General features: G+C 71.0%; 14 protein-coding genes and 1 pseudogene. 8 read left to right on the top strand and 7 right to left on the bottom strand.

The genetic code is table 11. The features are described from left to right. Window positions 1–24: 24 nt before the first annotated feature. On the bottom strand, window positions 25–1,698 hold the full coding sequence (locus ACZ64A_RS15255; protein ID WP_469810684.1) for an MFS transporter: 1,674 nt from the start codon (window positions 1,696–1,698) through the stop codon (window positions 25–27). A 162-nt stretch (window positions 1,699–1,860) separates the two neighbouring features. Here ACZ64A_RS15255 and ACZ64A_RS15250 point away from each other — a divergent pair, with 162 nt between their 5' ends. Further along, window positions 1,861–2,481 carry a TetR/AcrR family transcriptional regulator gene (locus ACZ64A_RS15250; protein ID WP_469810683.1) on the top strand — a complete coding sequence of 207 codons (621 nt, stop codon included), beginning with the start codon at window positions 1,861–1,863 and terminating at the stop codon, window positions 2,479–2,481. A gap of 170 nt (window positions 2,482–2,651) precedes the next feature. Here ACZ64A_RS15250 and ACZ64A_RS15245 read toward each other — a convergent pair whose 3' ends face one another. Further along, complete coding sequence (locus ACZ64A_RS15245; RefSeq protein ID WP_469810836.1) at window positions 2,652–4,046, bottom strand: cation:dicarboxylate symporter family transporter; 1,395 nt, start codon at window positions 4,044–4,046, stop codon at window positions 2,652–2,654. A gap of 142 nt (window positions 4,047–4,188) precedes the next feature. Here ACZ64A_RS15245 and ACZ64A_RS15240 point away from each other — a divergent pair, with 142 nt between their 5' ends. The 4 genes and pseudogenes from ACZ64A_RS15240 to ACZ64A_RS15225 all read left to right on the top strand — a co-directional run bounded on the left by ACZ64A_RS15240 (window position 4,189) and on the right by ACZ64A_RS15225 (window position 7,515). Then, window positions 4,189–5,817 carry a sensor histidine kinase gene (locus ACZ64A_RS15240; protein ID WP_469810682.1) on the top strand — a complete coding sequence of 543 codons (1,629 nt, stop codon included), beginning with the start codon at window positions 4,189–4,191 and terminating at the stop codon, window positions 5,815–5,817. Beyond that, window positions 5,814–6,542, top strand: a complete 729-nt coding sequence (locus ACZ64A_RS15235; protein ID WP_469810681.1) for a response regulator — start codon at window positions 5,814–5,816, stop codon at window positions 6,540–6,542. Before ACZ64A_RS15240 ends, ACZ64A_RS15235 begins: the two co-directional genes overlap by 4 nt. Before the next feature lie 30 nt (window positions 6,543–6,572). Then, window positions 6,573–6,665: pseudogene (locus ACZ64A_RS15230) on the top strand (sugar ABC transporter permease); the annotation flags it as partial. A gap of 142 nt (window positions 6,666–6,807) precedes the next feature. After that, window positions 6,808–7,515: a helix-turn-helix domain-containing protein gene (locus ACZ64A_RS15225; protein WP_469810680.1), complete on the top strand. Its 708-nt coding sequence runs from the start codon at window positions 6,808–6,810 to the stop codon at window positions 7,513–7,515. Window positions 7,516–7,573: 58 nt separating this feature from the next. Here the strand turns inward: ACZ64A_RS15225 and ACZ64A_RS15220 are convergent, their stop codons facing one another. Next, window positions 7,574–8,599 (bottom strand): ATP-dependent 6-phosphofructokinase, encoded by a 1,026-nt coding sequence (locus ACZ64A_RS15220; protein WP_469810678.1) that lies wholly within the window; start codon window positions 8,597–8,599, stop codon window positions 7,574–7,576. A gap of 234 nt (window positions 8,600–8,833) precedes the next feature. On the opposite strand from ACZ64A_RS15220, the gene pta reads away from it, so the two are divergent. From pta to pyk, 3 genes are all read left to right on the top strand, one after another. Beyond that, window positions 8,834–10,948, top strand: a complete 2,115-nt coding sequence (gene pta, locus ACZ64A_RS15215) for a phosphate acetyltransferase (RefSeq protein ID WP_469810677.1) — start codon at window positions 8,834–8,836, stop codon at window positions 10,946–10,948. Then, window positions 10,945–12,156, top strand: coding sequence for an acetate kinase (locus ACZ64A_RS15210; protein WP_469810676.1), 1,212 nt, complete (start codon window positions 10,945–10,947; stop codon window positions 12,154–12,156). The genes pta and ACZ64A_RS15210 overlap by 4 nt, the downstream gene beginning before the upstream one ends. Before the next feature lie 83 nt (window positions 12,157–12,239). Next, window positions 12,240–13,670 (top strand): pyruvate kinase, encoded by a 1,431-nt coding sequence (pyk, locus tag ACZ64A_RS15205; RefSeq protein ID WP_469810674.1) that lies wholly within the window; start codon window positions 12,240–12,242, stop codon window positions 13,668–13,670. Window positions 13,671–13,754: 84 nt separating this feature from the next. Here the strand turns inward: pyk and ACZ64A_RS15200 are convergent, their stop codons facing one another. From ACZ64A_RS15200 to ACZ64A_RS15185, 4 genes are all read right to left on the bottom strand, one after another. Further along, the gene (locus tag ACZ64A_RS15200; RefSeq protein WP_469810673.1) at window positions 13,755–15,116 is read right to left on the bottom strand and encodes a hypothetical protein; all 1,362 of its coding nucleotides are present in this window, start codon (window positions 15,114–15,116) and stop codon (window positions 13,755–13,757) included. After that, window positions 15,106–15,648 carry a DUF6114 domain-containing protein gene (locus tag ACZ64A_RS15195; RefSeq protein ID WP_469810672.1) on the bottom strand — a complete coding sequence of 181 codons (543 nt, stop codon included), beginning with the start codon at window positions 15,646–15,648 and terminating at the stop codon, window positions 15,106–15,108. The genes ACZ64A_RS15200 and ACZ64A_RS15195 overlap by 11 nt, the downstream gene beginning before the upstream one ends. Window positions 15,649–15,797: 149 nt before the next feature. Next, the gene (locus tag ACZ64A_RS15190; protein WP_469810670.1) at window positions 15,798–16,463 is read right to left on the bottom strand and encodes a DUF6230 family protein; all 666 of its coding nucleotides are present in this window, start codon (window positions 16,461–16,463) and stop codon (window positions 15,798–15,800) included. Between the two features lie 642 nt (window positions 16,464–17,105). Next, a complete protein-coding gene (locus ACZ64A_RS15185) occupies window positions 17,106–18,077 on the bottom strand; it encodes a tetratricopeptide repeat protein (RefSeq protein WP_469810669.1) in 972 nt (323 codons plus the stop codon). Window positions 18,078–18,221 lie beyond the last annotated feature (144 nt).

The following is an 18,221-nucleotide window of genomic DNA, read 5'->3' as shown; positions in this document are numbered from 1 at the left end:
GGTTAAGAGTTCGGTGAGAGTCGCTCAGCCCGCCTTGCTGAGCTGCGCTTCCTTCTCGTCGGCCGGCTGCTCCGCGTCCGCCTTGTCCCGGCGCGGCAGCAGCACCGCGACGAGCACCGTGCCGACACCGAGGATCACCGCGCCGACCAGGCTGGTGTGGGCGACCGCGTCGGCGAACGAGGAGCCGACGGCGTGGCTCATCTGCCCGGCACCCTCGGCGAGTTGCTGCGCCTGCGCCTTGAGCTGCGCGGCCTGCTGCGGGCTGCTCGCGTGCGCCGCCTGCTCGGCCAGCGCGCGGGCCTTGTCGCCGATGCCCTGCGCGACGGCGTACCCGGCGCCGACGGAGTCCTGCGCGGTGGCGAGGGCGTCGGCGGGCAGCTTGCCGCCCTTCGTGGCGTCGGCGAGGTGGTCGGAGTAGGAGGTGGCGAGCAGGGAGCCGAGGATCGCGATGCCGAGCGAGCCGCCCAGCTCCAGCGAGGTGTCGTTCACCGCGCCGCCCACGCCCAGTTCGGCCTCCGGGAAGGAGCCCATGATGGCGTCGGTGCAGGGCGAGAGCGCGAGGCCGATCGCGAGGCCCAGGATGATCAGGGGCGCCACGAAGTCGCCGTACGACGATCCCGCGTCGATCCGGGTCAGCAGGGCCAGCGCGGCCGTGCCGCCGACCATGCCCGCGCTCACCGTCCACTTCATGCCGACCCGCGGGGTGAGGTACCCGGTGAGCGCCGAGCCGGCGAAGACCGCGCCGGCCAGCGGCAGCATCCGCACGCCGGTGTCCAGGGCGTCGTAGCCGAGGACGAACTGCAGGTGCTGGGTGAGGTAGTAGAAGGCGCCGAAGACGGCCAGGAAGAACAGGGCGACGGCGAGGTTGGAGCCGGCGAAGCGGCGCTCGGTGAAGCGGCGCACGTCCAGGATCGGGCGCGGGTGGCGCAGCTCCCACAGGACGAAGGCGATCAGGGCGACGCCGGCCACGACCGCGGCGGTGACGGCCTTGGCGCCCCAGCCGAAGTGCGGCCCCTCGATGATCATGTAGACGAGCGCGCCGGTCCAGATCACCGACAGCAGACCGCCGACGTAGTCGATGCGGTCGTGGTGACCCGCCTTGGACGGCGGGATCAGGACGAAGGCGGCGACGATCGCGACGGCCGCGATGGGCACGTTGATCAGGAAGGTCGAGGACCAGCCGTGGTCGCGCAGCAGCGCGCCGGCGACGACCGGTCCGGCGGCGATGGCGAGCCCGGCGGTGGCGGTCCACAAGGTGATCGCCTTGGCGCGCTCGCCCCGCGGGAAGGTCGCGGCCAGCAGCGACAGCGTGGCCGGCATGATCAGGGCCGCGCCGACGCCCATCACGGCACGGGCTGCGATGACCGCCGTGGAACTGCCGGCGAGATAGCCGGCGACCGCGCCGCCGCCGAAGACGACGAGCCCGAGCACGAGCGCTCCGCGGCGGCTGTACTTGTCGCCGATCGCGCCGAGCAGCAGCATCAGCGCGGCGTACGGGACGGTGTAGCCGTCGATGACCCACTGCAGGTCGGCGCTGGAGAGCCCGAGGTCACGGGTCATGTCGGGCGCGGCGACCGTGAGGGCGGTGTTCGCCATCACGATGACCAGCAGGCTCAGGCAGAGGACGAGGAGTGCCCACCAGCGCCGGCGGTAGGGGCCCTCCATCCTCTCGACCGGTTCGTTCATCACGAGTCGCATGGCAGGGATCGCCTTCCTCGACGTCGAAACTTGCACAGCGGAGTGCATTTGCACAACCATGTGCAATGTACGTCCGTTGCACATCGCTGTGCAAATCGAGGGGCGCACCACTGCGCATCGCTGTGCAAGTCGCCGGAGACCCGCGTACGGGAGGAGGGCAGAATGACTGCCATGACCACGGGTAACAGCCGCGCCGACGCCAACCGGCGCCGCATCCTCGACGTCGCCCTCGCGGAGCTGCTGCGCGACCCCGACGCCTCCATGGACCAGATCGCGCGCGCCGCCGGAGTCGTGCGGCGCACGGTGTACGGGCATTTCCCGAGCCGGGAGGCGCTGATCGGCACACTGGTGGACGAGGCGGTGCAGTCGCTGGCGGCCGCGCACGCCGGGGGCCGCGAAGGGGTGGACGACCCGGCCGAGGCCGTGGCCCGCTCGGTGCTCGCGGTGTGGGAGATCGCCGACCGCTACCGGCTGCTCGTCGCACTCGCCCAGCGCACGGTCACCATGCAGGGCATCCGCGAACGCCTCACCCCGGTCCGCGAGAACAGCGTCCGGCTGCTCCAGCAGGGCCTGGACGCCGGCGTCTTCGCCTCGGCGCTGCCGGCCCCGGCCCTCGCCTACGTCCACGAACAGATCCTCTTCGCCCTGATGGAGGCCGTGAACGACGCCCTGGTCCCGCCCTCGGAGGCGGGCCGCGCGGCGGCGGTCACGGTCCTGACGGCGGCGGGAGTGCCGGCGGCGAAGGCGGCGGTTCTGGTGGGAAAGCTGGCGGCGGACACCTGAAAAACGCGAAGGGCACCCGGCAAAGGTTCAGGCGATGCCGGGTGCCCAGGTCGGATACGGCACGGAGGTGCCGGCAAGGGGCGCGGGGCGGTATCCCTGTGCGGCTCCGCCGCGCGGGCGCGACCAGCCACGACGCGCCCACTCGCGGGACGACCCGCACCCCCTCGGCGCTAGGCGGTGGCCAACTCCTTCTCCTGCGCGGGGACGGCACCCGCGTCGTCCAGCAACGTCGTCTCGTCGAACGGGATTTCACCCGCCAGCACCGCGCGGACGCGCACCGTGTCGATCTCCTTCGTCCACGTCCCCACCAGCACCGTCGCCACCGCGTTGCCCGCGAAGTTCGTCAGCGCGCGGGCCTCGCTCATGAAGCGGTCGATGCCGACGATCAGGCCGATGCCGTCCACCAGCGCCGGCTTGTGCGACTGCAGACCACCGGCCAGCGTGGCCAGGCCCGCGCCGGTGACGCCCGCCGCGCCCTTGGACGCGACCAGCAGGAACAGCAGCAGCGGGATCTGCTCGCCGACCGACATCGGCGTACCCATGGCGTCGGCGATGAACAGCGAGGCCATGGTCATGTAGATCATGGTGCCGTCGAGGTTGAAGGAGTACCCGGTCGGAACGGTGATGCCGACGACGGGCTTGCTGACGCCGAGGTGCTCCATCTTCGCGATCAGCCGCGGCAGCGCGGACTCGGAGGAGGAGGTGGACAGGATCAGCAGGAACTCACGGCCCAGGTACTTGAAGAACGTGAAGACGTTGAGCCCGGCGACGATCCGCAGCAGCGCCCCGAGGACGACGAAGACGAACAGCGCGCAGGTGAGGTAGAAGCCGAGCATCAGCACGGCCAGCGACTTCAGCGCGTCCACGCCCGCCGAGCCGACGACCGCGGCCATCGCGCCGAACGCGCCGACCGGCGCCGCCCACATGACCATCGCCAGGACGCGGAAGACCAGCCGCTGGATGTGCTCGACACCGCGCAGCACCGGCTGCCCGGCCGCGCCCATGGCCTGCAGCGCGAACCCGCACAGCAGCGCGACCAGCAGGGTCTGCAGCACCTGGCCCTCGGTGAAGGCGGAGACGATCGTGGTCGGGATGATCCCGAGCAGGAAGGTGGTGGTGTCCTTGGCCTCGGCGTCGACCTGCGCGTGCCCGACGCTCTTGACCGCGTCGGTGACCGCGAGGCTGGAGCCGGGCTCGAGGATGTTGCCGACAACCAGGCCGATCGCGAGGGCGACCAGCGACATCACCAGGAAGTAGGCGAGGGCGATGCCGCCGACCGCGCCGACCTTGGCGGCCTTGCGGACCGAGCCGATGCCCAGCACGATCGTGCAGAAGATGATCGGCGAGATCATCATCTTGATCAGGTTCACGAAGCCCGTGCCGATGGGCTTCAGCTCGACCGCGAAGCCGGGCGCGGCCAGCCCGACGACGATGCCGAGGGCGACCGCGACGATCACCGCGATGTACAGGTAGTGGGTGCGGTCCCGCTTCACAGCGGGCGCGGCAGGTGCCGTTGGGGATGTGCTGGCGGCCACGGCTGCCCTCCTTGACGTCTTCGTCGGCATCACCGGCGTGCGGCTCACGTCCGGGCGTTTTGGGGATTGCCGTGACTATCTCCCGCCGCTGTGAGGGCGGTCACCCTTCCGTTCATTGAGTTCACCGACGGAGCGTTTAGCCCACCACCGGACGGAGAGGCAGACTGACGGCATGCGCCTCACCCTGCCGAGACCCCGCAGCCTGGCGGGCCAGCTGTTCGCCATGCAGGCCGTCCTGCTTGCGCTCGTGGTGGCCGGGTACGCGCTGTTCAGTTACGTCAGCGACCGCAGCCAGGCCGAGCAGGCGGCCGGCCGGCAGGCCACGGCGGTGGCCCGGTCGGTGGCCGACGCGCCGTCGGTGCGCTCCGCGGTCCGCGGCCCCGACCCGACGGCCCAGCTCCAGCCGTACGCGCTGCGGATCATGCGGGACACCGACGTCGACTTCGTCACGATCATGAACCCGCGGGGCATCCGCTGGACCCACCCCGACCCGAACCAGATCGGCAAGCCCTTCCTCGGCAACACCGCGCGCGCCCTGCGCGGCGAGACGTTCACCGAGACCTACACCGGCACCCTCGGCCCCTCGGTCCGCGCGGTCACCCCCGTCGAGGACGACGACAAGCGGATCGTCGCCCTGGTCAGCGCCGGGATCCGGGTGGAGGCGATCAGCGCGCGGGTGCAGGACCAGGTGACCGCGCTGCTCGGCGTCGCGGCCGGGGTGCTGGCGCTCGGCGCGATCGGCACGTATGTGATCAACGCCCGGCTGCGCCGGCACACCCACGGCATGAACGCGGCCGAGCTGAGCCGCATGCACGCCTACCACGAGGCCGCGCTGCACGCCGTACGCGAGGGGCTGCTGCTGCTCGACGGGCAGTACCGTGTGGCGCTGGTCAACGACGGCGGACGGGAGCTGCTGGGGGTGAGCGGGGACGTGGTGGGCCTGCCGGTGACGGAACTGGGGCTGCCCGCGCCGCTCACGGGCGCGCTGCTGGCGTCCGAGCCGCGGGTGGACGAGGTGCATCTGACGGCGGAGCGGGTGATCGTCGTGAACACCTCGCCGGTGTCGGGCGGGGAGCGGCGCGGCACGATCGTGACCCTGCGGGACGTCACGGAACTCCAGTCGCTGACCGGCGAGCTGGACTCCGAGCGGGGCTTCACCCAGGCGCTGCGCTCCCAGGCGCACGAGGCCGCCAACCGGCTGCACACCGTCGTCTCGCTGATCGAGCTGGGCCGGGCCGAGGAGGCGGTGGACTTCGCCACGGCGGAGCTGGAGCTGGCGCAGGCCCTGACCGACCAGGTGGTGGCCGCGGTGAGCGAACCGGTGCTGGCCGCGCTGCTGCTGGGCAAGACGGCCCAGGCGAACGAGCGGGGCGTGGAGCTGGTGGTGTCGCCGGACAGCCGGCTGGACGACGGTCTGCTGCCCGCGTCCCTGTCCGCCCGGGACCTGGTGACGATCCTCGGCAACCTCATCGACAACGCGGTGGACGCGGCGCAGGGCTCGGTGGCGCCGCGGGTGACGGTGACGGCCTGGTCCGACACCTCCGACGGCTCCGAGCTGGTGCTGCGGGTGGCGGACACCGGCCCCGGAGTGGACCCCGCGCACGCCGGACTGGTCTTCCAGCGCGGCTTCTCCACCAAGCCGTCGGGACCGGGCGGCCGCGGCCTGGGCCTGGCGCTGGTGCACCAGACCGTGCACCGGCACGACGGCACGCTGACGGTGCGCCAGGCACCGGGCGGCGGCGCGGAGTTCGAGGCACGACTGCCGCTGCGGCTGGGCGCGGCGACGAGAGGCGAGGCATGAGCGAGGGCGCGGGCAGCGGCAGCACCGGTGACGTGACGGAAGCCGCGCGGCCGCCGATCCGGGTACTGGTCGTCGAGGACGACCCGGTCGCCGCGGACGCGCATGTCATGTACGTCGGCCGGGTGCCGGGCTTCGTCGCCGTCGGCAAGGCGCACACCGGCGCCGAGGCCCGCCGCTTCCTGGACCGCTCCCCGGTGGACCTGCTCCTGCTCGACCTGCACCTGCCGGACGTGCACGGACTCCAGCTGGCCCGCACGCTGCGCGCGGCCGGCCACCACGCGGACGTCATCGCGGTGACGTCGGCGCGGGACCTGGCGGTCGTCCGTGAGGGCGTCTCGCTCGGCGTGGTCCAGTACGTGCTGAAGCCCTTCACGTTCGCCACGCTGCGTGACCGCCTGGTGCGCTACGCCGAGTTCCACGCGGCGGCGGGCGAGGCGAGCGGCCAGGACGAGGTGGACCGCGCCCTGGCGGTGCTGCGCGCACCGGGCCCGGCGTCGCTGCCGAAGGGTCTGAGCGGCCCCACGCTGGAGCGGGTGACGGTGGCCCTGCGCGACGGCGCCGAGGGCCTGACGGCCACCGCCCTGGCCGAGGCGGTGGGCATCTCCCGGATCACCGCCCGGCGCTACCTGGAGCACCTGGTGGACACCGGCCGCGCGGAGCGCCGACCGCAGTACGGCACGGTCGGCCGGCCGGAGTTGGTGTACCAGTGGGTGCGCCGGCGGTGAGAGCCGGGAGTCGATCCCGCACACGCGGCGGTGTCGTCGCCGCTCGGCCAGAACACGCCGGGGCCGGCGGCGGCCGCCCTGATACGGCGAACGTCGAAACCGGTGCGCACGCTCACCGGGGGTTCTTCGGCCGCCCTGGCGGGAACGGTCAAGGGGTGACACGTGCCGCAAACGGTAAACCTACGGAAACGTAGGTTCCTACAATCCGTGATCCTGGCGAAACCCACCGTAGTCACGCCTTGAGTGCCGCTCTATGTTGTGGCGAGTGCGCCATCCCTCTGCTCCCTCGAACCAGCCCGGCCCCCCGTTCGACGCCCTGGCCGCCCGGCGGCTGCGCGCCGCCCTCGGCATGGGGCCCGAGCATGTCGCCCACGGCATGCGGATGTCCTACGGGCTGCCGTACGTCACCCCGGACCTCGTGATCGCCTGGGAACGCGGCATCACCAGCCCCAGCAGCACCGAGCTGACCGCGCTGGCAGGGGTCCTGTGGTGTGCGCCGGGCGAGCTCATCGCCCGGCCGCGCACCCTGCGCGAGCACCGCATGGCCCGCGGGATCGCGCCGGAGGACGTCGCCCGGGAGGTGGGCGTCGACGTGCGCGCGTATCTGCGGATGGAGGAGAGTGGGGACTGGCGCGGCAACGAACGCCAGTCGGTGGCGCTCGCCGACGTCCTCCGGCTGTCCCTGCCGGACTTCGTGGCGGTCACGGGGCGCGAGAAGCGCCTGGCCGAGATGTTGCGCAGCGCGGCGAGCACCCGCTGGCAGGGGTACGTGCGCCCGGTCGCCAAGATCGCACCACTGGAGAAGGACATCCTGGAGGAGGTCCTGCAGGAGCTGCACGAGGACTATCAGGGCCATATGGCCGCCACCCTCAGCTGGGGCGGCGGCAGCAGCGACTCCAGCGACTCGGGCCGCGCCTTCCTCGACGACATCGTGGACCACTTCTGGACCGCGGTGCGCAAGAGAACCGGCTAGTGCTGCGATCCGGTCGCAGCACTAGCGGGCGGGTGCCCCGCACACGGGGCGCCTCTTGCTAGAAGACCGACTCCGCCTCGTCCATCCGGTCCTTCGGGACCGTCTTCAGCTCGGTCACGGCCTCGGCGAGCGGCACCATCACGATGTCGGTGCCGCGCAGTGCGGTCATCTTGCCGAACTCGCCGCGGTGCGCGGCCTCGACCGCGTGCCAGCCGAAGCGGGTGGCGAGCACCCGGTCGTACGCCGTCGGCGTGCCGCCGCGCTGGACGTGGCCGAGGATCACCGGCCGGGCCTCCTTGCCGAGGCGCCGCTCCAGCTCGTGCGCGAGGGCGGTGCCGATGCCCTGGAAACGCTCGTGGCCGAACTGGTCGATCTCGCCCTTGCCGTAGTCCATCGTGCCGTCGGCCGGGTGGGCGCCCTCGGCGACGCAGACGACGGCGAACTTCTTGCCGCGGGAGAAGCGCTCCTCGACCATCTTCACCAGGTCGGCCGGGTCGAAGGGGCGTTCGGGCAGGCAGATGCCGTGCGCGCCGGCGGCCATGCCGGACTCCAGGGCGATCCAGCCGGCGTGCCGGCCCATGACCTCGACGACCATCACGCGCTGGTGGGACTCGGCCGTGGACTTCAAGCGGTCCATCGCCTCGGTGGCGACGCCGACGGCGGTGTCGAAGCCGAAGGTGCGGTCCGTGGAGGAGATGTCGTTGTCGATCGTCTTCGGGACGCCGACGACGGGCAGGCCGGCGTCGCCGAGCATGCGCGCCGCGGTCAGCGTGCCCTCGCCGCCGATCGGGATGAGGGCGTCGATGCCGAACTCCGCGACCATGTCGGTGGCCCGCGAGCAGGCCTCGCGCAGCCGGTCGCGCTCGAGACGGGAGGAGCCGAGGATCGTGCCGCCGCGGGCGAGGATGCCGCTGACCGCGTTCAGGTCGAGACCGCGGTAGCGGCCGTCGAGCAGGCCGGCGTAACCGTCCTCGAAGCCGATGACCTCGTCGCCGTAGTTGTCCACCGCCCGGTGCACGACCGATCGGATGACGGCGTTCAGGCCGGGGCAGTCGCCGCCTGCGGTGAGGACTCCGATGCGCATCGTGCTGTGTCTCCTGCTCGCTGTGGGTACCTGTGAGCCTCCTCCCGATTGTTCCACGTCGCTGACCAGCGGAACGTCTTGACGGGCGCCTTATCTGCGCCCAGGGGTATTGTCAAGAGGGTTCCGCTCACCCCCGTGGGCGATTTTTGTACACGGTGGTGTACGCGGGACGAAGCCCCCGCGGACCGCACCTCGCCCGACCTCACCCCCTCACAGACGAAACGGAGAGCACACGTGACGCGCAGCGTGTACGTGACCGGTATCGACCGCGGCGACGGCCGCCAGGTCGTGGAGCTGGGGGTCATGGAACTCTTGACCCGGCAGGTGGACCGGGTCGGCGTCTTCCGCCCGCTCGTCCACGACGGGCCGGACCGGCTGTTCGAGCTGCTGCGCGCCCGTTACCGGCTCTCCCAGGACCCGGCGACCGTCTACGGCATGGGGTACGACGAGGCGTCCGCGCTGCAGGCGGAGCGCGGCACCGACGAGCTGGTCGCGGCGCTCGTCGACCGTTTCCATCTGGTCGCCCGCGACTACGACGTCGTCCTGGTCCTCGGCACCGACTTCGCCGACACCCAGCTGCCCGACGAGCTGTCGCTGAACGCGCGCCTGGCCAACGAGTTCGGCGCGTCCGTCATCCCGGTCGTGGGCGGCCGGGGGCAGGCCGCGGAGTCGGTGCTGGCCGAGACGCGCAACGCCTACCGGGCCTACGACGGCCTGGGCTGCGACGTGCTCGCGATGGTCACCAACCGGGTCGCCCGCGAGGAGCGCGACGCGATCGCCGAACGGCTCACCGGGCGGCTGCCGGTGCCCTGCTACGTCGTCCCCGACGAGCCCGCGCTGTCCGCGCCGACGGTCTCCCAGATCGCCCACGCGCTGGACGCCAAGGTGCTGCTCGGCGACGACTCGGGGCTCGCCCGCGACGCGCTGGACTTCGTCTTCGGCGGCGCGATGCTGCCGAACTTCCTCGCCGCCCTGACCCCGGGCTGTCTGGTCGTCACCCCCGGGGACCGTGCCGACCTGGTCGTCGGCTCGCTGGCCGCGCACAGCGCCGGCACCCCGCCGATAGCCGGGGTGCTGCTCACCCTGAACGAGGTCCCGGGCGAGGACATCCTCACGCTCGCCGCGCGCCTCGCCCCGGGCACGCCGGTGCTGTCGGTGTCCGGCAACAGCTTCCCCACCGCCGCCCAGCTGTTCTCCCTGGAGGGCAAGCTGAACGCGGCCACCCCGCGCAAGGCGGAGCGGGCGCTCGGCCTGTTCGAGCGCTACGTCGACACCGCCGGCCTCAACAAGCGGGTCTCGGCGCCGAGCAGCGACCGGGTCACGCCGATGATGTTCGAGCACACGCTGCTGGAGCGGGCGCGCGCCGACCGGCGCCGGGTGGTGCTGCCGGAGGGCACCGAGGAGCGTGTGCTGCACGCGGCCGAGGTGCTGCTGCGCCGGGGCGTGTGCGACCTGACGCTGCTCGGTCCGGTCGACCAGATCCGCAAGAAGGCAGCCGACCTCGGGATCGACCTCGGCGACTCGCAGCTGATCGACCCGGCCACCAGCGAACTGCGCGACGCGTTCGCCGAGAAGTACGCGGCCCTGCGCGCCCACAAGGGCGTCACCGTGGAACTGGCCTACGACGTCGTCTCCGACGTGAACTACTTCGGCACGCTGATGGTGGCCGAGGGCCTGGCCGACGGCATGGTGTCCGGCTCGGTGCACTCGACCGCGGCGACCATCCGTCCCGCCTTCGAGATCATCAAGACCAGGCCGGACACCTCGATCGTGTCGTCGGTGTTCTTCATGTGCCTGGCCGACAAGGTGCTCGTCTACGGCGACTGCGCGGTCAACCCGGACCCGAACGCCGAGCAGCTCGCCGACATCGCGATGCAGTCGGCCGTCACGGCCGCGCAGTTCGGCGTCGAGCCGCGGATCGCGATGCTGTCGTACTCCACCGGCACCTCCGGCGTCGGCGCCGACGTCGACAAGGTGCGCGAGGCGACGGAACTGGCCCGGCTGCGCCGCCCGGACCTGAAGATCGAGGGGCCGATCCAGTACGACGCCGCCGTGGAGCCGTCGGTCGCCGCGACCAAGCTGCCGGGCTCGGAGGTCGCCGGGCAGGCCAGCGTGCTGATCTTCCCCGACCTGAACACCGGCAACAACACCTACAAGGCCGTGCAGCGCTCGGCCGGCGCGATCGCGGTCGGCCCGGTGCTGCAGGGCCTGAACAAGCCCGTCAACGACCTGTCCCGGGGCGCGCTCGTCCAGGACATCGTCAACACCGTCGCCATCACGGCGATCCAGGCCCAGTCCCACACCCCGTCCCCCGCCCTGTCCTCCGTAGAAAAGGCTCCCCAGCAGTGACCGGCACCCGCATCCTCGTCCTCAACTCCGGCTCCTCGTCGGTGAAGTACCAGCTGCTCGACATGCGCGACGAGAGCCGGCTGGCGGCGGGCCTGGTCGAGCGCATCGGCGAGCAGACCTCGCGCCTCAAGCACACGCCGCTCACCGGCGACGGCGCGAGCCGTGAGTTCAACGGCCCGATCGCCGACCACGACGCCTCGCTGAAGGCCGTGGCGGAGGAGCTGGCCAAGGACGGCCTCGGGCTCGACTCCCCGGAGCTGGCCGCGATCGGGCACCGGGTGGTGCACGGCGGGATGTTCTTCACCGAGCCCACCGTCATCGACGACGAGGTGATCGCCGAGATCGAGCGGCTGATCCCGGTCGCGCCGCTGCACAACCCGGCCAACCTCACCGGCATCCGTACCGCGCGGGCGCTGCGCCCGGACCTGCCGCAGGTCGCCGTGTTCGACACGGCGTTCCACACGACCATGCCGGAGTCCGCCGCGCGCTACGCCCTCGACCCGAAGATCGCCGACCGCCACCGCATCCGCCGCTACGGCTTCCACGGCACCTCGCACGCGTACGTCTCCCGGGCTACGGCACAGTTGCTGGGCAAGGCACCCGAAGAGGTGAACGTGATCGTGCTGCACCTGGGCAACGGCGCGTCCGCGTCGGCCGTGCGGGGCGGTACCTGTGTGGACACCTCCATGGGGCTGACGCCTTTGGAGGGGCTGGTGATGGGTACGCGTTCCGGTGATCTCGACCCGGCCGTCATCTTCCATTTGGCTCGTGTCGGCGGAATGTCCATGGACGAGATCGACACTCTCCTCAACAAGAGGAGCGGTCTGTTCGGTCTGTGCGGCGACAACGACATGCGGGAGATCCGGCGCCGGATCGACGAGGGCGACGAGCAGGCGCGACTCGCCTTCGACATTTACATTCACCGTCTGAAGAAGTACATCGGCGCCTATTACGCCGTGCTCGGCACGGTCGACGCGGTCGCCTTCACCGCCGGCGTCGGGGAGAACGCGGCACCGGTGCGCCAGGCGGCGGTCGAGGGCCTGGAGAGCCTGGGCCTGGCGGTCGACGACGAGCTGAACGCGGTGCGCGGCGACGCGCCGCGGCTGATCTCCCCGCAGGGCGCGCGGGTGGCGGTCGCGGTGGTGCCGACGGATGAAGAACTGGAGATCGCGACGCAGACCTACGCACTGGTCGTAAAGAACAACTGAGCGCACCTGAGCATTCGGGCACTCATTTGTACTTTCCGCCAGACGGAATATTCCGGAGCGAAACAAACCGATAGGATCGCCCCATGCGCCGTTCGAAAATCGTTTGTACTCTCGGCCCCGCGGTCGACTCCCACGAGCAGCTCGTCTCGCTGATCGAAGCCGGCATGAACGTGGCCCGCTTCAACTTCAGCCACGGCACCCACGCCGAGCACCAGGGCCGGTACGACCGCCTGCGTGCCGCGCAGAAGGAGGCCGGCCGGGCCATCGGCGTCCTCGCCGACCTGCAGGGTCCGAAGATCCGTCTGGAGACCTTCGCCGAGGGTCCGGTCGAGCTGGAGCGCGGTGACGAGTTCGTCATCACGACCGAGGACGTCCCGGGCGACAAGCAGATCTGCGGCACGACCTACAAGGGTCTGCCCGGCGATGTGGCCAAGGGCGACCAGATCCTGATCAACGACGGCAACGTCGAGCTGAAGGTCGTCGAGGTCGAGGGTCCGCGGGTGCGGACGATCGTCATCGAGGGCGGCGTGGTCTCCGACCACAAGGGCATCAACCTGCCCGGCGCGGCCGTGAACGTGCCCGCGCTGAGCGAGAAGGACATCGAGGACCTGCGCTTCGCGCTGCGCATGGGCTGCGACCTGGTCGCGCTGTCCTTCGTCCGGGACGCCAAGGACGTCAACGACGTCCACCGGATCATGGACGAGGAGGGCCGCCGGGTCCCGGTCATCGCCAAGGTGGAGAAGCCGCAGGCGGTGCAGAACATGGAGGACGTCGTGATGGCGTTCGACGGCGTGATGGTCGCCCGTGGCGACCTGGCCGTCGAGTACCCGCTCGAGAAGGTCCCCATGGTGCAGAAGCGCCTGATCGAGCTGTGCCGGCGCAACGCCAAGCCGGTGATCGTGGCGACCCAGATGATGGAGTCGATGATCACCAACTCCCGTCCGACCCGCGCCGAGGCCTCCGACGTGGCCAACGCGATCCTGGACGGCGCGGACGCGGTCATGCTGTCGGCGGAGTCCAGCGTGGGCGCGTACCCGATCGAGACCGTCAAGACGATGTCGAAGATCGTCGCAGCGGCCGAGCAGGAGCTGCTGAGCAAGGGCCTGCAGCCGCTGGTGCCGGGCAAGAAGCCGCGCACGCAGGGCGGTTCGGTGGCCCGTGCGGCCTGCGAGATCGCCGACTTCCTCGGCGGCAAGGGCCTGATCGCCTTCACCCAGTCCGGTGACACGGCCCGCCGGCTGAGCCGCTACCGCGCGACGCAGCCGATCATCGCGTTCACCACGGACGAGAACACGCGCAACCAGATGACGCTCAGCTGGGGCGTCGAGCCGCACGTGGTGCCGTTCGTCAACAGCACCGACGAAATGGTCGAGCTGGTCGACCAGGAAGTGGTCAAGCTCGGCCGCTTCAACGAGGGCGACGTCGTCGTCATCACGGCCGGCTCCCCGCCCGGCGTCCCCGGCACCACCAACATGGTCCGCGTCCACCACCTGGGCTTCGCGGGCCGCGACTGACCGCACGGCAGTCACCGCACAGCACCGAGGGCGCCCCCTGCGACAGGGGGCGCCCTCGGTGTCCGTGCGGCTCTCGGAGGAGGCTCAGTCGGTGGTGTACAGGTGCATGCCGGGCACCGTGAGCGTGCCGCCGAACTGGGCGGCCTGGACCACCTTCACGTTGGTGAAGTAGATCAGCGGGATGTTCAGCGGCGGCGGGTTGTCCGGGCTGAACGTGATCGGGATCAGGCCGAAGAGGTTGCCGGAGATCGACTCGGTGTACATCACCGTCTCGCCGTCACGGATGGTGGACGTGGTGCCCTTGCCGGCCTGGACGTGGTAGGTCTTGCCGGAGTCCTTGTCCTTCACCGTCTGGTGCAGGTCGCCGATGTCGGTGCCGCCGGAGATGACGTACTTCAGCACCTTCTTGGTGGTGCCCGAGGCGGTCTTGACCTCGACCACGCCCTGGTAGTCCGCGCTCTTCAGCAGCAGCGAACTGGCCTGGAGGTACCAGGGGTCGTTCGCCACCGGCACCTTGTTGTCGACGCCGCCCTGGGCGTCGGTGGCGGCCTTGCAGTCCTTGGGGTCGGTGGTGGAGCCGGCCGAAGGACCGGGCGACGCGGTGGCCTGGTCGGCCGCCTTCTGCGCCGCGTCGGTGGCGTCCTTGGCCGCGTCGGTCACCTTGCCGGTGGTGTCCTCGACCGTGCCGGCCGCCTTGTCCGTGGTGTCCTTGACCGTCCCGGTGACCTTGTCGGTCGTGTCCTTGACGGTGCCGGTCACCTTGTCGGTCGTGTCCTTGACCGTGCCGGTGGACTGGTCGGCGGAGGGCGACGGGGAGGCGGACGGCGTGGCGGTGGGCGAGGGCGAGTTCTTCTGGCCGCCGCCGAGCAGACCGTCGAGCGCGTCGCCGATGTCCTGGAGCAGGTTCTTGTCCGTGGCGGACGGCGACGGGGCCGGCACCGAGGCGCTGGACCCGCTCTTCGGGGCCGTGGAGGCGGAGGCCGACGGCGTGGGCTCGGCCTTGTCGCCGGAACCTGAATCCGGCGAAGAGGTCGTGTCCTTGCCGGAGCCGGCCGGGCCGGAGGTCTTCCCGCCGGCCGACGCGCTCGGGCTCGCCCCGTCCTTGCCGTCCTGCGCGCCGCCGGTGGCGTCCTTGCTCGCGGAGGCGGAGGCGGAGGGCGACGGGGTGGCGGAGGCGTCCGTGCCGTCCTTCGCGAGGGCGGCGACGCAGTCCTTGTACTCGTCGGCCATCTTCGACGACGCCGGGTTGTTGTCGGCCACGGCGAGGGACGCCGTGAACCCCATGCCGATCAGGACCGCCGTGGGCATCGCCACGCTGGCTATCGCGCGGCCGGCCGGCATGTGGAACCTGGTGAACAGAGGCTTCCTGGGGGCCGCATGACGCGGGCCGGTTCTCCCACGGAACGCCTCGGCGTCAGTCCCGTGGGTCACCTCGTCAGCCGGCACTGTGCCTCCCGTTCGCCCCGTTGCCCGGGCTCGTTCCTGACAGATCGTTCGGTTCGCCCGCCCCGTCCGGCGTCTGCTCGTAACCGGGCTCGGGAGCACCGTCGGTGCCGGCGTCCACGGCCTGCCCGTCCTTGGGCGCGGCGCCCGGCGCCCACGACACGGCCATGGCCCCGCCGATCAGCGCGAACAGGAAGCCCACGACGAAGCCGCCGAAGTTGGACACGGGGATCGACACCAGCGCGAGCAGGATCGAGGCGACGCCCGCGAAGACGCGGATGTGCTTCTGGAACCACAGGCTGATGCCCAGGACGACCAGCAGCACACCGATGATCAGCGAGCCGGCCCCGGCGGTCGTGGCCATGGCCAGCGTCAGGTGGCCCACCTGCAGGTGTGCGTACGGGAAGTACATGATCGGAAAGCCACCGAGCATGACGAACAGTCCGGCCCAGAACGGCCGGGTGCCCCGCCAGGCGCGGAACTGCAGCCTCCGGCGGGTGAACTGGCCGGGTACGGCAGAAGTCTCGGCGCTCATAGGAAAACAGCTCCCTGGTGCGGCATCGCTGTGGTGGGGATGTGGTGCGGGTGTGGGGGGTGTGCGTCTGCGTGGAGCAGGTGTGCACAAGGCCCGGGAGCGGAGGGGCGGGAGGCGCCTGAAGGCTCCCCCCGCCCGTCACCCGATGCCTAGTAGCACTCGTGGGTGCCCGTCTGCAGCTTCATCTTCAGACCGGGCAGCGTGAAGGTTCCGGCCGTGGTCGCCCACGCCGTCTGCCGCACGCCGTACAGGTCGGCGCCCGTGGCCTGCTGCGCGAACCCGTACGGGTTGGACTGCTCCTTGCCGCCCGCCATGCCGGGACCCTTGCCGCCCTTGTCGGCGCCGGTCTCGCCCGCCGGGACACCGATGTCGAGGCCGTGGAACACGGCTCCGCCGGTGGTCTCGAGGTCGGCGACGTCGATGTACAGGCGGTCCGCCGAGACCTGCTTCTTCTTGTCGTCGCTGTCGCCCGCCGACAGGGTCAGGGTGACCGACCCGAGCAGCGGGATGTTCGGCGTGACGACGGACTGGCACAGGTTCTTGATGGTCGCGGACTTGAAGCCCGACACCGCCACCGGGTGGATCGTCTTCTCACCGCTGAGGGTGTACCCGCTGTCGATCGCGCCGTACTGCTCGAAACCGTCACCGTGCAGTTCGTCGGCGGTGACCTTGAACGACTGCCCCGACACACTGAACGACGCGGCCAGCGCGCCCTGCGCCAGGGCGACGCCTATGGCAGCCGTGGCGGCCACGCTGGGCACCATGACCACAGCGAACCGCTTCCATCTGGTCCCGCCACGCACCTGGGACTCCATATTTCCTCCTTCTCGGACGTACATCTCCTGACCACCTGGCCCCCTTGACGGCGGCTCACCGGGCAGGGATGGGAGAAGTGCTACGTCCTCGGGAAGGAGCGCCCGCGCTCGGCGGCGCTGGTACGCGCCCGAATCACCGGCGATCACCCCCGAGCGACAACCACTGGTCGCGCCTGACACGCATCACGCACAACCTTGCCGGACAGGCTTCGCCCAGGCGAAGACCCCCCTGTCCAAGAACCGGCGCCACTGCCGCCGGCTCTGCTCGGTGGGGACCCAGGAAGTCCCGTGACCCGATTGGCTGTCGGGCTGCGGGAATGGACCGAGCGTCGCCGATCGTGGTGCATTCTCGCCGCCGACACAAGGGGGTTCGTTACTCGCTAGTAACGGCCGGATCACCGCCCGGCGACCCAGAGGTCTCGGGCGGCGACGCAGGGTGGCTCCAGGTGCGGGGACAAAACCGTTGATCGCTGGACAGAATCCGACAGAACCACTGCCTGGACTTACTCGCAGTAACAGCGGCCGCGATTACCAAGATTTGGTAAAGCGCGGCCGCGGTGGAGGCGTCTCGGCGAACTTTTCACCCGGGCATCACATGCCCGGGCGTTTACCGACTGGTCGGGGGACGGGTCCTCGCGCGGCTCAGAACAGGGCCCGCGCCAGCGCCCGCCGCGCCGCGGTCACCCGCGGATCGTCGGCCCCGACGACCTCGAACAGCTCCAGCAGCCGCAGCCGTACGGCCTCGCGGTCGTCGCCCACCGTGCGCTGCACCGTGTCGACCAGACGCCCGAAGGCGTCCTCGACGTGACCGCCCACCAGATCCAGGTCGGCGGCCGCGATCTGCGCCTGCACGTCCGCCGGCTTCTCGGCGGCGTCCTTGCGGACCTGCTGCGGGTCGAGGTGCTGCACCCGCTGGAGCAACTCCGCCTGGGCCAGGCCCAGTTTGGCCTCCGGGTGGGCCGGGTCGTCGGCCAGTACGTTCTGGTACGCCCGGATCGCCCCGGCCATGTCGCCCGCGTCCAGCGCCTGCGCGGCGGCGTTCAGCGCGGCGTCGTAGGGCCCCTCGGCCGGCGCCGCGACGGACGCGCCGCCCGGCTCGGCCTCGGGGTCGACGGTCAGACCGGTGATGCCGAAGCGCTGCTCGGCGACGGCCACCAGCTGCTCGAAGGTCTCGCGGATCTGCTCCTCGCCGGCCGCTCCCTGGAAGAGCGGCAGCGCCTGACCGGCGACGACGGCGAAGACGGCCGGGATTCCCTGGATGCCGAACTGCTGCATCAGCATCTGGTTGGCGTCGACGTCGATCTTGGCGAGGACGAGCCGGCCGTTGTACTCGACGGTCAGGCGCTCGAGCAGCGGGCTCAGCTGCTTGCAGGGCTGACACCACTCGGCCCAGAAGTCGATGACGACCGGCACCTCGGCCGACCGCTGCACGACATCCCGCTCGAATCCGGCCTCATCGACGTCGATGACGAGGTCGGCGGGGGAGACGGCACCCGTCCCGCCCTGCCGCGCCGCTTCCGCGCGCGCCTGCTCGGCCTTGGCCTTGGCCTCCTGGGCCGCCTTCACCGCGGCGAGGTCGACGACGCCGCTCATGGACATGTTCCGTGGCTGCATGCGTCTATCCTCCCCCGTCCAGGTGCCTGCGTGAAAAACGATGTGAAAAGCCGGGCCCGCCCGATGTGTACGGAGCCGGACCGGCGGATGTCTCCTGGTCGGCGCCGGGTCCCCACCCACGCGCCGGTGGTCGTCGCCCGTGTA

Source organism: Streptomyces sp. NPDC104814 (assembly GCF_055583185.1).
Note: the sequence above shows the minus strand (reverse complement) of the source record. Positions and strands in the feature narration are given on the sequence as shown.

What these genes read in the sequence shown, in the direction of transcription:
- ACZ64A_RS15255 (WP_469810684.1), bottom strand. Translation starts at nt 1,698, where the DNA reads ATGCGACTCGTGATGAACGAACCGGTCGAGAGGATGGAGGGCCCCTAC.
- ACZ64A_RS15250 (WP_469810683.1), top strand. Translation starts at nt 1,861, where the DNA reads ATGACTGCCATGACCACGGGTAACAGCCGCGCCGACGCCAACCGGCGC.
- ACZ64A_RS15245 (WP_469810836.1), bottom strand. Translation starts at nt 4,046, where the DNA reads ATGCCGACGAAGACGTCAAGGAGGGCAGCCGTGGCCGCCAGCACATCC.
- ACZ64A_RS15240 (WP_469810682.1), top strand. Translation starts at nt 4,189, where the DNA reads ATGCGCCTCACCCTGCCGAGACCCCGCAGCCTGGCGGGCCAGCTGTTC.
- ACZ64A_RS15235 (WP_469810681.1), top strand. Translation starts at nt 5,814, where the DNA reads ATGAGCGAGGGCGCGGGCAGCGGCAGCACCGGTGACGTGACGGAAGCC.
- ACZ64A_RS15220 (WP_469810678.1), bottom strand. Translation starts at nt 8,599, where the DNA reads ATGCGCATCGGAGTCCTCACCGCAGGCGGCGACTGCCCCGGCCTGAAC.
- pyk (WP_469810674.1), top strand. Translation starts at nt 12,240, where the DNA reads ATGCGCCGTTCGAAAATCGTTTGTACTCTCGGCCCCGCGGTCGACTCC.
- ACZ64A_RS15195 (WP_469810672.1), bottom strand. Translation starts at nt 15,648, where the DNA reads ATGAGCGCCGAGACTTCTGCCGTACCCGGCCAGTTCACCCGCCGGAGG.
- ACZ64A_RS15190 (WP_469810670.1), bottom strand. Translation starts at nt 16,463, where the DNA reads ATGGAGTCCCAGGTGCGTGGCGGGACCAGATGGAAGCGGTTCGCTGTG.
- ACZ64A_RS15185 (WP_469810669.1), bottom strand. Translation starts at nt 18,077, where the DNA reads ATGCAGCCACGGAACATGTCCATGAGCGGCGTCGTCGACCTCGCCGCG.